Source organism: Azospirillum sp. TSH58, from assembly GCF_003119115.1.
Taxonomy (GTDB): domain Bacteria; phylum Pseudomonadota; class Alphaproteobacteria; order Azospirillales; family Azospirillaceae; genus Azospirillum.
The window spans coordinates 853,409-866,753 of sequence record NZ_CP022364.1 but is presented as its reverse complement, the minus strand read 5'-3'; the positions used below and the strand labels follow the sequence as shown (position 1 = coordinate 866,753).

The following is a 13,345-nucleotide window of genomic DNA, read 5'->3' as shown; positions in this document are numbered from 1 at the left end:
TTGTTCCGGTCGGTCGGGGGCCGGTCAGTCGGGGATCAGGTCGCCGGTGGCGGGCAGTCCGGCGCGGCGCTTCTGCGCCACGGTGCGGACGTCGTCCACCGGGTCCTCGGTCAGCGGGGCGAGGTCTTCGGGCGGCAGGCGGCTGGCGACGACGAAGCGCACGCACCAGTCGGTATCCTGGATCAGCGCGGCCAGCTTTTCCGGCGGCAGGCGGCGGGCGACGACCATGCGCACCCGGGCGCTGTCGTCCCAGGCCATGCTCATCAGCCAGTCCAGCCCGATGCGGTTGGCGACCTCCAGCCGGATTTCCGGGTCCTCGTCGTGCATCATCGCCGGCAGCATGCCCTCGGGCACACGGCGGGCGACGCGCAGGCGGACGGAATAGTCGGGGTCGCGCATCAACGGCGAGAGGTCGGCGTCTTCCAGCCGGGAGGCGACGGCGATGCGCACCTCGCGGTCGGGGTCGCCGCGCATCTTCAACAGCAGGCGGCGGGGCAGGCGGCGGGCGACGGCGGCGCGCACCGTCTCGTCGGGGTCATCCATCAGCCGCGGCACGATGAAGATCGGCGCGAAGCGGGCGGCGTTGGCGCGGACCTCGAAATAGGGGTGGTCGAGATGCTCGCCCGCCAGATCGTCGTTCCATTGGAAGAAGCGCTGGATGCGCTTGGCGTAGCGGTCCTGCACGCAGGCGCGCAGCGGTTCGCAGCGCCCCTCGGCCAGACGGTCGCGGTAGGCGCAGCCGTCGCAATCGACGGGGTTGCCCAGCCAGTCCAGAGCCTTGTCGATGTCGTCGCTCATGCGTCGTCGTCCTCCGGGCCGGCTTCATGGCGGCCAGCTTCATGACGATCCGCGACGGCGAGCAGGCGGGTGGCTCCGAAGCGGTCCTTCGGGTCCAGGTCCCGGACCTTGTTCAGGGCCTCGCGCCCTTCGGCCAGACGGCCCAGGCGCAGATGCAGGTAGCCGACCGCGGTCAGGGCGAACAGGAACAGGCGCGGGGCCGGCTCCAGACCGGCGAAGTCGCCGTGATCCGGGCTGACCATGCGCCAGTCGGTGTGGTTCAGGCCGATGGCCGCCATGGCGTGGCCGAGCATCCGCTCGCCGTAGAGCAGGGCGGTGTCCAGATTCGCCTTGTAGAAATGGAACTTGTAATGGCCGAGATCGACCAGCCGGTGCCCCGGCGCCAGTTCGGCGGCGCGGGCGAGGTAACGCTGCGCCGCTTCGGCGTCGGCGTGGCTGGCGGCGGCGAGATGCAGGAACCGCTCCGCCTCGGGCGGCAGGTCGCCGCCGTAGTAACGGCGGTTGAGCCAGCCTTCATCCACCTCGTCCAGCATGGCGGTGCGCTCCATGGACACCCTCTCCCGTGATGGGACGGGAGAGGGGTTTCGGGCGATCAGGCCGGGACGCAGCAGTCGGCCGGGCAGACCGAGGCGCATTGCGGGCTGGAGAACTGGCCCTTGCACTCGGTGCACAGGTCCGCGTTGATGGCGTAGGCGCCCTTCTTGAAGCTGATGGCGTTGTTCGGGCACTCGGCCTCGCAGGCGCCGCAGGCGGTGCAGTCGGAAGCCTTGATCTTGTAAGCCATGACACTCTCCTCGCAGGTGGGGCGGCTGTTGCGGTGGGCCGCCGGGTAAATCCGTGGGTTCTGGTCGGTCTCTTGGGTATCAGGCGCGCCGGGCGGTGAAGGCGCCGGTGCGGATCACCGCGTCCTGTCCCTCGCGCGCGTTGATCGCACCTTGGCCGAGGCGCTCGGCGTAGTCCTTGAAGTAGGTCAATGCCGACTCCTCGATGTATTCGAAGGCGAAGCGGTCAACCGGCTCGATGCCCGCGTCCTTGAGGTTCTGCGACGGGCAGCCGCCGATCTTGGCGACGAAGACCGCGGTGCAGTCGTTGATCGCCGACAGCACGCCGCCCAGCGCGTCCTCATCGCCAGAGCCGCCTTCGCAATACTGGTCGACGCGGCGGTGGCCGACGAACTTGGCGCCCTTCGGACCGACCTCGTAGATCTGGAATTCCTTGGCGTGGCCGAAATGCTCGTTGATGCGCTCGCCGCCCTTGGTGGCGACGGCGATCAGGATCGGCTGCGCTTCGGTGCCGACCGTCTCGGCCACATCGGCCTGCGCGGCGGCCTTGGCGGCGTGGCGCCCGGCGCGCTCGCCCTCGACATGCTCGCGGTAGGTGCGGGCGGCCTCCTGGTCGTACTCGACCTCGCCCATCGCCTCGATGCGGTCGATGGTGAATTCGGACCCGCGGTCCTCGCCGAGCAGGCCGACCGCGTCGGCGCGGCACTGGCGGCAGTGGCGCATCAGCTTGGCCCCGCCCTCGCACTGGTCCTGCAGGACCTTCAGTTCCTGGGCGGTCGGGCCGCGCTGGCCGGTCAGGCCGAAATGCGTGCCGTGCGCCGGGTCGGAGATCAGCGGCATGATGTTGTGCAGGAAGGCGCCGCGCGACTTCACCGCCTTGTTCACGTCCATCAGGTGCTCGTCGTTGATCCCCGGGATCATGACGGAGTTCACCTTCACCAGGATGCCGCGCGACGTCAGCATCTCCAACCCGAGCATCTGGCGCTCGTGCAGGATCTTGGCGGCGTCCAGGCCGGTCCAGCGCTTGTGGTCGTGGAAGATCCAAGGGTAGATGTGCTGCCCGACCTCCGGATCGACCATGTTGATGGTGATCGTGACGTGGTCGATGTTGTAGTTCGCGATGGTGTCCACATGGTCGGGCAGGGCCAGACCGTTGGTGGACAGGCACAGCTTGAGGTCCGGCGCCTTTTTCGCCAGCATCTCGAAGGTCTTGAAGGTGTTCCGGCCACCCGCCGCCAGGCTGTCGCCGGGGCCGGCGATGCCGATGACGGAGAGCTGCGGGATCTCCTTGGCCACCGCCATGATCTTGCGGAGCGCCTGATCGGGGGTCAGCTTCTCGGAGACCACGCCCGGCCGGCTCTCGTTCGAGCAGTCGTATTTGCGGTTGCAGTAGTTGCACTGGATGTTGCAGGCCGGCGCCACCGCGACGTGCATGCGGGCGAAATAGTGATGCGCCTCCTCGGAGTAGCAGGGATGGTTCTTCACCTTCTCCCACACCTCCGGCGCCATGTCGGCGGGGCCGTCCGACGACCCGCAGGAGGAGGACGCGCAGCCGGAGGCGGCGGCGGGCGGCGCCTCGGCGGGGGCCCTCAGCTCACCCACGCCCAGGATGCTGTCGAGCGAAATAACGTTGGCCATCGTCCACTCCCTTCCCAGCCGCGCCGTCGGCGCCCTTGGTGGGGTCTTTAAAAGCAAGTTCGGGGCCAAACGGATGAATTGTTAAGTTTCAGTGGGTTATAGGAGTGTGTCGGGCCTGCGGACCATGTCGGCAATCCGACAAAGGCGGACAAAGCCAAACAATCGCCGACAAACACGCGGCCTGTCGGGGACCCGACACGGGGGCGGCAATCGTGTCTGAAGTCCCCTCTCTACTCCGGGGAGAGGGTTAAGAAGGCCGACTGCGTTGCCCTATGATAGGGGCTGTCACGCGCTCCCGACCTGGAAGGTCAGGACATGGTCCTCGTCCGGCCGCAAGGGCTCTCCCCCGAAGCCGATCAGCCCTCGGCCGGTCAGCTTCGTCGAATCGCGGCGCAGCAGCAGGGAGGGGGAGTCGCCCGTGCGGATGAAGGTGCCGTTGGTCGAATGGTCGGTCAGCAGGAAGCCGCCGCGGCTGAAATCGATCACCGCGTGCTGGCGGGAGGTCCGGCGCGACGGGACGCGCAGGCCGCAGCTCTCGTCGCGCCCCACCGTGACGCGCGGCAGCAGCGGTGTCAGCGTCGCGTCGGCGCCGCGTCCGGACAGGCGCAGGGACGGCAGGCCGCGCCCCCGGCCGGGTTCGGACAGGGGCAGCCCGACGGTGGCGTTGTCCTCGGCCTCCGGCGCGGCGTCGCCGTCGCGGATCTGGTGGACGCGGACCGGGGCCGCCTTTCCTTTCACCGCGACGCTGTTCAGAAGGCGGGCCCGTTTGCGCAGGGGAGGGGAGAGGCGGTCGACCAGATCGTCGGTCGCCAGGATCTCGCCGGGGCGGGCGATGGACTCCAGCCGGGCGGCGACGTTGCAGGCGTCGCCGTAGAGGTCGTCGGGACCGGCGATCACCGGGCCAAAATGCAACCCGGCGCGCAGACGCAGCCCGAACTCCCCTTGCCGCTCCATCATGGCGAGCGCGGAGCGGGTGGCGCCGTCGCTCATGGGGAAGCAGGCCAGCAGCCCGTCGCCCAGGCTTTTCACCACCCTGCCGTCGTTCTCCCCGACGATCCGGCGCAGCCCTTCCAGCACCCGCAGGGTCAGCGCCGCCGCCTTGCGGTCGCCCGCCAGTTCATAAAGCAGCGTGCTGTCGGCGATGTCCACGAAGAGGAGCGCGAGAGGCTTTTCCATAAATCTGCGGCAACCGGGAAGAGTGCAAGGAGGTTAGCATACCCTCGAACACCTGTCCCGGTTGCGCAGCATCATGTCCCCCCGCTCCCGTGGGGAGAGGGGCGCCGGGCGGCGCTGCGCCCCTCAGAAGCGCTTGATCTCGATGTTGTACTTGCGCAGGGCGTAGCTCACCTGACGGGTCGTCATGCCGAGCAGGCGCGCGGCCTTGGCCTGCACCCAGCCGGTGCGCTCCATCGCCCAGAGCAGGCGGTCGCGCAGCGATCCCGACTCCGGCTCGTCCAGCGGCACCTCGGCGGCGGGCGGCGGAGCGGCATTGGCAACCGATGCGGGTGCGGGAGCCGCGGCGGCGGGCGCGCTCGGCTCGGGCAGGGGCAGCGGGATCAGGGGGACCGGAACCACCGGCTGGGCGGCGCCGCAGACCGGCGACGGCCCGGCGGAACAGCCCGACGCGCAGGCCGGCCACGCACCGCCGCCGGCACCCGCCGGTTCCGGCACCGGGGCGGGCATGGCCGGGGTCTTCGGCGCGTTGGCCGGCGCCGGAACGCCGGGGCGTCCGGGAGGAGCGCGGTTGACGGCCCCCGGCCCCATGGACGGGGCGAGGCCGCCGACCGACGCGCCCAGCGTGCGGTACTGGAACAGGACGGAGGAGTTGCAGAGGTTGAGACTGCAGGACAGGGACTCGGTGCGGATGATGCCGTCGCGCGACTGGGTGGCCGCGCGCTCGATACAGTTCTCCAGCTCGCGCACGTTGCCGGGCCAGGTGCAGCGGTTCAGCACCTCCAGCGCCTCGTCCTCCATGACGAGGGTCATGCCGTTGTCCTTGGCGAACTTCGCCACGAAATGGCGGGCCAGCGGGCCGATGTCCTGGCGCCGTTCGCGCAGCGGCGGCAGGTGGATGGTCACCACGTTGATGCGGAAATACAGGTCGGCGCGGAACTTGCCGTGGCCGACCGCCTCCTCCAGGTTCAGGTTGGTGGCGCAGATCAGCCGGACGTCGGTCTTGATGGTCTTCGACCCGCCGACCCGCTCGAACTCCTGCTCCTGCAGCACGCGCAGCAGCTTGGCCTGGAAGTTGGGCGAGATGTCGCCGATCTCGTCGAGGAACAGCGTGCCGCCCGACGCCAGCTCGAAGCGGCCCTTGTGGTCCTTCTGCGCGCCGGTGAAGGCGCCCTTCTCGTGGCCGAACAGCTCCGATTCCAGGAGCGATTCCGGCAGGGCGGCGCAGTTCACGCGGATGAAGGGGGCATCCTTGCGCGGCGACATGTTGTGGATGGCCCGCGCGATCAGCTCCTTGCCGGTGCCGCTCTCGCCGCGGATCAGCACGGTGGATTTGAAGGGCGCCACCCGGTGGACCTGGGCCATCACCTCCAGCATGTTGGGGCTGGTGCAGACCACGTCGTTGATCGGGGCGGCGACCGGCCGCAGCTCCTTCTGCATGCGGAAGGTTTCCCGCATCATGAAGCGGCGTTCCTCGGCCACGGTGCGGTGCAGCCGCACGGTCTGGCCGATCAGGTTGGCGACCATGGTCAGGAAGCGCACGTCGCTGCCGAAATGGCCCTGCGGCCCTTCGTCGGAGATGCGGTCGATGGTCAGCACGCCGACGACCACGCCCGCCGCCTTGATCGGCACGCCGACCAGGGAGGCCACCTGCTCATCCAGATCCTCGCGCCCGCCGGTGCGGTTGAGGAACAGCGGTTCCTCCGCCAGATTGGGAACGACGGCGGGCATGCCGGTCTTCAGGATGCGGCCGGTGATGCCTTCCCCGTCGCGGAATTCGATCTGGGCCGCGGCATCGTTCGACAGGCCGTTGGCGGCGACGAGACGCAGCACATTGTCCTCGCCGACCAGATAGACGCGCCCGCGGTGCATCTGCAGCTGGTAGGCCAGCGCGCGAAGCACCTCGCGCAGGGTCTGCTGGAGGTCGAGAGAGGAACCGAGGATCTTGCTGACCTCATAGATGGTCAGCAGCTCCAGGTTCGACGTGGACTGGCGCATTGCACCCGGCATGATCGACACCCCCTGCTCAACCGGGACTCCGGACGCCGCGCACCAGCGCGCTCGTCGATCCGATCCCGGCACGGCGCCTTGAACCGTTCCTCCCGGGGTGGGGTGTGCGCTCGTTTCTGATCGGCGCCTTTGACCACCGGTGCGCCCGCCGCGCGTGCTTCCGTGACAAGCCGTTCGCGCTGCGGACTGTCGAAAGTTTCGGAAACTCTCGGTCGAAAGGCAAGCCCTTTTGCATATCAGTTGCTGCGGCGCACAATGACTTATGGCTGCGTCAGAACGGCGCAACCCTTGAGAAAACTGGTGTTTCCGCCGTTCCTGGACTAATAACTGACTGGTCAGTAATATTTTCTCCACCCCGGAGGACGGCATGCCGGAGGATGATCCCGCCGTTCCGCGCTGGCGCCGCCGGAAGGAGGCGCGCCCCCGGGAGATCGTCGACGCGGCCCTGACCGTCTTCGGCGAGCGCGGCTTCGCGGCCGCCCGGCTGGAGGACGTCGCGGCGCGGGCCGGGGTCAGCAAGGGCACGCTCTACCTCTACTTTCCGAACAAGGAGGAGCTGTTCAAGGCGGTGGTCCGCGAGGCCATCCTGCCGAACCTGGACATGGCCGAGCGCCTGCTGGCCGGGGCGCAGGGGCCGAGCTTCGCCGTGCTGGAAACGCTGCTGACCCTTTTCGCGACGCGCATCCTGAAATCCCGCGCCGCGGCCATCCCCAAGCTGGTCATCGCCGAGGCCGGCAATTTCCCCGATCTCGCACGCTTCTATTATGATGAGGTGATCCGCCGCGCCTTCGCCCTGCTGGCGGCGGTGCTGGAGCGCGGCATGGCGCGCGGGGAGTTCCGCCGGGTGGACGTCGATTCGACCGTCCGCCTGATCGTCGCGCCGATGCTGATGAGCGCGCTGTGGCGCTCCTCCTTCGAAGCGCTGGAGGGCCGCCCGCCGGACGTGGCGGCGCTGCTGGCCGCCCACCTCGACGCGCTGCGCCGGACGCTCGCCCCGGAGGGAGGGCCGCCGTCATGAGCTGGATCGCCGAAACGCTGGCGGCGGCCTTGTCCGTCCTCGGTCTGGGCGGCGGGGACGCCATGCCGCTGGCTCACGGCTATGCCGAGGGCGAGTATCTGCGGATCGCCGCCCCGGTGGCCGGGACGCTCGACACGCTGGCGGTGACGCGCGGCGGGTGGGTGGAAGCGGGCGCGCCCCTGTTCGCGCTCGACCGCACCAGCGCGCGGGCCGAGCGCGAGCGGCTGTCCGCCGCGCTGGCGCAGGCGCGGGCGCAGCTGGCCGACCTGCGGACCGGCAAGCGTCCCGATGAGCTGGCGGTGGTCGCCGCCCAGCGCGTGCAGGCCGAGGCCGCGCTGCGCTATTCCGAAGCGGAGCTGGCGCGGCAGCAGACCCTTGTGGCGCGCAAGGTCAGCTCCGACGACCGGCTCGACGCCGCCCGCGCCACCCGCGACCGCGACCGCGCGCGGCTGGAGGAGCTGACCGCGCAACTGGCCGTCTCCAACCTGCCGGCCCGTCCCGACCAGATCCACGCCGCCGAGGGCGCCGTGGCCCAGGCGGAGGCGGCGCTGGCCCAGGCGGACAAGCGTCTCGCGGAACTGGCCCCGCCGGCGCCCGAGGCGGCGCTGGTCGAGGACACGCTGTTCAATCCCGGCGAATGGGTGCCGGCGGGCGCTCCGGTGGTCTCGCTGCTGCCGCCGGGGAAGCGGAAGCTGGTGGTCTTCGTTCCGGAGCCGCTGATCGCCCGCGTCCGTCCGGGGGAGCGGGTGACGGTGCGCTGCGACGGCTGTCCGCCCGGCCTGTCGGCGCGCGTGACCCATGTGGCGCCGCGGGTGGAATACACCCCGCCGGTGATCTACAGCGTCGGCAGCCGCGAGAAGCTGGTGTTCCGTGTCGAAGCGCGGCTGGAGGACGGGGCTGCGCTCAACCCCGGTCTGCCCCCCGGTCTGCCCCCCGGTCTGCCGGTGGACGTGGAACTGCCGCCATGACCGGAGAGCCCGCCATCGACGTGCGCGGTCTGGTCAAGCGCTTCGGCACCAAGACGGTGGTGGACGGCTTCTCCATCCGGGTGGCGCGCGGGCAGATCTACGGCTTCCTGGGGCCGAACGGGTCGGGCAAGACGACGACCATCCGCATGCTCTGCGGGCTGCTGACCCCCGACGCCGGGGAGGGGACCTGCCTCGGGCTCGACATCCGCCGCCAGAGCGCCGCCATCAAGCGGCAGGTCGGCTACATGACCCAGAAGTTCAGCTTCTGGGAGGATCTGAGCATCGCCGAAAATCTGGAGTTCGTCGCCCGCATGTACGGGCTGCCGGACCGGCGGGCCAAGGTCGCGGCGGCGCTGGAGCGGCTGGGGCTGGGCAACCGGCGGGCGCAGCTCGCCGGGGAGCTGTCCGGCGGCTGGAAGCAGCGTCTGGCGCTGGCCGCCTGCATCCTGCACGAGCCGAAGCTGCTGCTGCTCGACGAGCCGACCGCCGGGGTGGACCCCAAGGCGCGGCGGGAGTTCTGGGACGAGATCCACCGGCTGTCCGGCGACGGGCTGACCGTGCTGGTAAGCACCCATTACATGGACGAGGCGGAGCGCTGCCACGCCATCGCTTACCTCGCCTACGGCCGGCTGATGACCCAGGGCAGCGTGGAGGAGGTGATCGCCAGGTCCGGGCTGGTCACCTACGAGGTCGGCTGGCGCGGGTCGGAGGGGCCGGACCTCGGGCGTGTCGCGGCGGCGCTGCGGGACTGCCCCGGTGTCGAGATGGTCGCCGCCTTCGGCGCCCGGCTGCATGTCAGCGGCGGCGGCGGCGCGGATCTGGAGGAGGCATTGCGCCCCTGGGCCGGCGACTCGGGCCTGCTGGTGCGGCGGACGGAGCCGACGCTGGAGGACGTGTTCATCCATCTGATGAACCGCAGCACGGACAACTTCGCATGACCGCGCCGCCGGTGGGCAGGGCAAGGCCGCCCCCGCACCGTGGCGACAGCCGGTGCAGGGGCGGCGCGCGGTCACTCGATCGACGCGGAGGTCACGCCGGTGTTCTTGTTCCAGCGCAACGTCAGCTTGGAGATCTTGCAGAGATTCAGGTTCTGCCAGACCGCCGACTCGCCGTCGTCGTAGATGACCTTCATGTCCCACTTGCAGGTCTTCTCGGCCTTGGCGAAGCTCAGTTCGAACTCCTCGCCGTCGTCGAGGACGTCACGGCCGAGGATGTCTTCATCCCACTTTTCGTTGGCGGACTCGCTGACATAGATGTGCTTCAGCGCGTAGCCGGTCTCATTCGCGATGGTGAAATCCTGTTGCCCGGCCAGCGCGGCGCCATGGAGCAGAAACAGGGCGGCTACGGCCGCGGCACTCTTGGCAAGAATAGATGTCACGTTATGTCTCCCGCATACGAGTTAATCCTTGCGGACGGTGCTTGAAGCAATTTCCATATGTCAATGGCTGCCAAATCGCCCGGTGCGGGGCCGAAGTAAACGGTTGTGTTTCATTTTTGAAATGCACGGTCAGGGAGGGGCGCCATGGCGCGGTTTTCCTTTGCGCGCTTCGTCGCGGTGATGGTGAAGGAGTTCATCCAGATGCGGCGCGACCGGCTGACCTTCGCCATGATGGTGGGGGTGCCGGTGCTCCAGCTCGTGCTGTTCGGTTTCGCCATCAACTCCGACCCGAAAAGCCTGCCGACCGCCGTCCACGCCGCCGACTCCAGCCCCTTCGCGCGCACGCTGGTGTCGGTCATGGCGAATTCCGGCTATTTCGACGTGACCCGCGGCGGCGCCAGCCCGGAGGAGCTGGACCGTCTGCTGGCGGAGGGGCGGGTGCAGTTCGCCGTCACCATCCCGGTCGGCTTCGCCCGCGACCTGCAGCGGGGCGAGCGGCCGGTCCTGCTGGTCGAGGCCGACGCGACCGATCCGGCGGCGACCAGCAACGCGCTGGCCGCCCTGTCCACCCTCGCGCGGCAGGCGCTGGACCCCGACCTGACCGGGCCGCTCGCCCATCTGCGCTCCACCCCCGACCCGGTCGAGCTGCGGGTCCACCGCCGCTACAACCCGGAAGGCATCACCCAGTACAATGTGGTGCCCGGCCTGATGGGCGTGGTCCTGACCATGACCATGGTGATGATGACCGCGCTGGCCGTCACCCGCGAGCGGGAGCGTGGGACGATGGAGAACCTGCTGGCGATGCCCGTCCGCCCGTTCGAGGTGATGCTGGGCAAGATCGTGCCCTTCATCCTGGTCGGCTACATCCAGGTCGTCATCATCGTCCTGGCGGCCCGGCTGCTGTTCGGCGTGCCCATCGTCGGCAGCCTGGCCCTGCTGTCCGCCGTGCTGGTGCTGTTCATCGCCGCCAATCTGGCGGTGGGGTTCACCTTCTCCACCGTGGCGAAGAACCAGCTCCAGGCGATGCAGATGTCCTTCTTCTTCTTCCTGCCGTCGATGCTGCTGTCCGGCTTTATGTTTCCCTTCCGCGGCATGCCCGGCTGGGCGCAGGCGGTGGGGGAGATCCTGCCGCTGACCCATTTCCTGCGCATCGTCCGCGGCATCCTCCTGAAAGGCAACGGTCCGGCGGAGATCGCGGGGGAGGTGGCGGCGCTGCTGCTCTTCCTGGCGGTGGTCACGGTCGTCGCGCTGAAACGCTACCGGCAGACCTTGGACTGAGCAGTAACGGGGGGCGGGCGTGCTCCGTCATCGTCGCCGCCCGGCGTCGGCGTCAAGTCGAAATCGGTTGTGACATGAGCGTGAGCCTCACGTTTCGTTAAGGAACATTGGCTCTAATCTTTCCCGATTGGCGGTCCGTGGGGGAAGATGATGGGGCGCTTGGCGATTGGTCCGACGATCGGGATTCTTGCAGCGGCCCTGATCGCCGCTGCTCTCGCCGGACCGGCCGAGGCCGGATCCCACAAGAAGAAGAAGCCCGCGCCGCCGGCCCCCAATTCCATCGCCTGGAGCCAGGTGAGCGGCCCCGCCCTTGGCCCGGCCCAATCCATCGGCGGCTACGCCGCGGGTTGCATCACGGGCGCGCAGGCCCTGCCCGCGGAGGGCACCGGCTATCAGGTGATCCGCCTGTCGCGCCAGCGCTTCTACGGCCACCCGGAACTGATCGACTATCTGAAGGGCTTCGGGCGGAAGGTCGCGGCGGCCGGGCTGGGGACCGCGCTGATCGGCGACATGGGGCAGGCGCGCGGCGGCCCGATGAGCTTCGGCCACGCCAGCCACCAGATCGGGCTGGACGCCGACGTCTGGCTGCGGCTCGACCACCCGCCGATGGGGCGCAACGCCCGGGAAGGCCTGAGCGAAATCAAGTACGTCGATTACGGGCGCGTCCGCGTCACCGAGGATTGGTCGGAACGGCAGGCCCAACTCGTCCGCATCGCCGCCAGCGACCCGCGGGTGACCCGCATCTTCGTCAACCCGGCGATCAAGCTCGCCATGTGCCGCCACTCCTGGCCGGACCGCGCCTTCCTGCGCAAGCTGCGGCCCTGGCACGGCCATGACGGGCACATGCACATCCGGCTGGGCTGCCCGGCGGGAAGCCCGCAATGCGAGGACCAGCGCGACATTCCCGACGGCGACGGCTGCGGCGACGAGGTCGCGTCCTGGCTCGGCTCGGTCTATCCGGTGGTGGAGAGGCACAACGGCAAGCCGCAGCCGCGCTACGTCAGCATTCCGCCCGCCTGCACCGCGGTGCTGCGCGCCGCCGGGACGCGGGTCGCCGCCATCGACGATTCGCACACGGAGAAGGCGTTACGGTAATGTGACGCAGGATTTTGCGCTTGCACGAACGGAGCGCCCGGATACTGTGAAAGTCGGAATGAATTCGTTCGCATCGCGGAAAACCAGGTCCGCCCTGCGAAGGAACCGGTCGTCCGGCGGTCCAGGCAACGGGGCAGGCGCGAAGGCGATGAGCGATAAGAGCGGACACGATCACGCGGGCGCTCCCCGCATCACGCTCAAGACCCGCCTTCATGCATGGTGGGAGGGGTACGACCTCTCCGGCCTGAAGGGCAAGGGCGGGGAAGAGGGCGGCAAGCCGCCGTCCGCCGCCGCTCCGGCCCAGCCCGCCGCGCGGGGCCACGGCCCGGGCTTGAACCGCTGGGGCAAACCGCTGTGGAGCGCCACGCGGATCGAAGTGGCGGAGAAGCTGTGGGGCGAAGGCTTCAACACGCCGGGCGGCCACGACCACATCCCCTATCTGGTGAAGCCGCTCGGCCTCAACCCGGCGATGAGCGTCCTGGACCTGTCCGCCGGCTTGGGCGGCACCAGCCGCACCATGGCGAGCAAGTACGGCTGCTGGGTCACCGGGCTCGAGGCGTCGGAGTCTCTGGCGAAGGAGGGGATGATCCGTTCCTTCAAGGAGGGACTGGAGAAGAAGGCCCCGATCGAAACCTACGACCCGGAGAATTTCAGCTACGCCAAGCGCGTGGACGCCATCGTCTACAAGGAGGGGATGTTCTCCGTCGACGGCAAGGACCAGCTGTTCGACGGAATGGAGCTGGCCCTGAAGCCGCGCGGCCATCTGCTGATGACCGATTACGTGATCGACCCGGCGCTGGCCGGGGCCAGGGCCGTCCAGGTCTGGTGCGACAAGGAGCCGATGCAGCCCCATCTGTGGTCCAAGGACCAGATGGCCGCCGCCTTCGCCCAGCGGAACCTGGACCTGCGGATCGCCGAGGACATCACCGACACCCACCGCGGCCTGATCGTGAGCGCCATCCAGGGGCTGGTCGAGCATCTGGAGCGCCATCATCTGGACCACGGGACCAAGCTCGCCGTGATGGACGAGGTGGAGCTGTGGGTCCGCCGCGTCTCCGCCATCGAGGCGGGGATGCGGGTCTGTCGTTTCTACGCGCTGAAGCCGGCGGAGTAGCGTCGAAACGGCCGCATCCTGCGGGAAACGCAACCGCGACGGGGGCCGTTGACAGCGGGGGTGCGCCGCACTATGGTGCGCGCCTTCGATCGA

13 protein-coding genes are annotated in these 13,345 nt (G+C 69.1%); 6 read left to right on the top strand and 7 right to left on the bottom strand.

What is annotated here, in order from left to right; genetic code table 11:
• Window positions 1–24: 24 nt before the first annotated feature.
• From TSH58p_RS07655 to nifA, 6 genes are all read right to left on the bottom strand, one after another.
• Window positions 25–798: a 4Fe4S-binding leucine-rich repeat protein gene (locus TSH58p_RS07655; RefSeq protein ID WP_109068569.1), complete on the bottom strand. Its 774-nt coding sequence runs from the start codon at window positions 796–798 to the stop codon at window positions 25–27.
• Entirely contained in the window at window positions 795–1,346 is a 552-nt protein-coding gene (locus tag TSH58p_RS07650) for a hypothetical protein (RefSeq protein ID WP_109068568.1), read from the bottom strand. Before TSH58p_RS07650 ends, TSH58p_RS07655 begins: the two co-directional genes overlap by 4 nt.
• Window positions 1,347–1,390: 44 nt before the next feature.
• Window positions 1,391–1,582, bottom strand: a complete 192-nt coding sequence (locus TSH58p_RS07645) for a 4Fe-4S binding protein (protein ID WP_014239802.1) — start codon at window positions 1,580–1,582, stop codon at window positions 1,391–1,393.
• Window positions 1,583–1,661: 79 nt separating this feature from the next.
• The gene (gene nifB, locus TSH58p_RS07640) at window positions 1,662–3,218 is read right to left on the bottom strand and encodes a nitrogenase cofactor biosynthesis protein NifB (protein WP_109068567.1); all 1,557 of its coding nucleotides are present in this window, start codon (window positions 3,216–3,218) and stop codon (window positions 1,662–1,664) included.
• Between the two features lie 285 nt (window positions 3,219–3,503).
• The gene (locus TSH58p_RS07635) at window positions 3,504–4,394 is read right to left on the bottom strand and encodes an adenylate/guanylate cyclase domain-containing protein (protein WP_109068566.1); all 891 of its coding nucleotides are present in this window, start codon (window positions 4,392–4,394) and stop codon (window positions 3,504–3,506) included.
• Window positions 4,395–4,517: 123 nt separating this feature from the next.
• The gene (nifA, locus tag TSH58p_RS07630) at window positions 4,518–6,401 is read right to left on the bottom strand and encodes a nif-specific transcriptional activator NifA (protein WP_109068651.1); all 1,884 of its coding nucleotides are present in this window, start codon (window positions 6,399–6,401) and stop codon (window positions 4,518–4,520) included.
• A 367-nt stretch (window positions 6,402–6,768) separates the two neighbouring features.
• Between nifA and TSH58p_RS07625 the strand changes: the two genes are divergently transcribed.
• From TSH58p_RS07625 to TSH58p_RS07615, 3 genes are read left to right on the top strand one after another with little or no spacing between them, the layout of a single operon-like run.
• Window positions 6,769–7,419, top strand: coding sequence for a TetR/AcrR family transcriptional regulator (locus tag TSH58p_RS07625; RefSeq protein WP_109068565.1), 651 nt, complete (start codon window positions 6,769–6,771; stop codon window positions 7,417–7,419).
• Entirely contained in the window at window positions 7,416–8,387 is a 972-nt protein-coding gene (locus TSH58p_RS07620) for an HlyD family secretion protein (RefSeq protein ID WP_109068564.1), read from the top strand. Before TSH58p_RS07625 ends, TSH58p_RS07620 begins: the two co-directional genes overlap by 4 nt.
• A complete protein-coding gene (locus TSH58p_RS07615) occupies window positions 8,384–9,325 on the top strand; it encodes an ABC transporter ATP-binding protein (protein ID WP_109068563.1) in 942 nt (313 codons plus the stop codon). The genes TSH58p_RS07620 and TSH58p_RS07615 overlap by 4 nt, the downstream gene beginning before the upstream one ends.
• A gap of 71 nt (window positions 9,326–9,396) precedes the next feature.
• Here TSH58p_RS07615 and TSH58p_RS07610 read toward each other — a convergent pair whose 3' ends face one another.
• Complete coding sequence (locus TSH58p_RS07610) at window positions 9,397–9,765, bottom strand: hypothetical protein (RefSeq protein ID WP_109068562.1); 369 nt, start codon at window positions 9,763–9,765, stop codon at window positions 9,397–9,399.
• A gap of 144 nt (window positions 9,766–9,909) precedes the next feature.
• Between TSH58p_RS07610 and TSH58p_RS07605 the strand changes: the two genes are divergently transcribed.
• From TSH58p_RS07605 to TSH58p_RS07595, 3 genes are all read left to right on the top strand, one after another.
• Complete coding sequence (locus TSH58p_RS07605; RefSeq protein ID WP_109068561.1) at window positions 9,910–11,043, top strand: ABC transporter permease; 1,134 nt, start codon at window positions 9,910–9,912, stop codon at window positions 11,041–11,043.
• A 150-nt stretch (window positions 11,044–11,193) separates the two neighbouring features.
• Window positions 11,194–12,138, top strand: a complete 945-nt coding sequence (gene mepA / locus TSH58p_RS07600; protein WP_109068560.1) for a penicillin-insensitive murein endopeptidase — start codon at window positions 11,194–11,196, stop codon at window positions 12,136–12,138.
• A gap of 148 nt (window positions 12,139–12,286) precedes the next feature.
• Window positions 12,287–13,252, top strand: a complete 966-nt coding sequence (locus TSH58p_RS07595) for a cyclopropane-fatty-acyl-phospholipid synthase family protein (RefSeq protein ID WP_109068559.1) — start codon at window positions 12,287–12,289, stop codon at window positions 13,250–13,252.
• The last annotated feature ends 93 nt before the right edge of the window (window positions 13,253–13,345 follow it).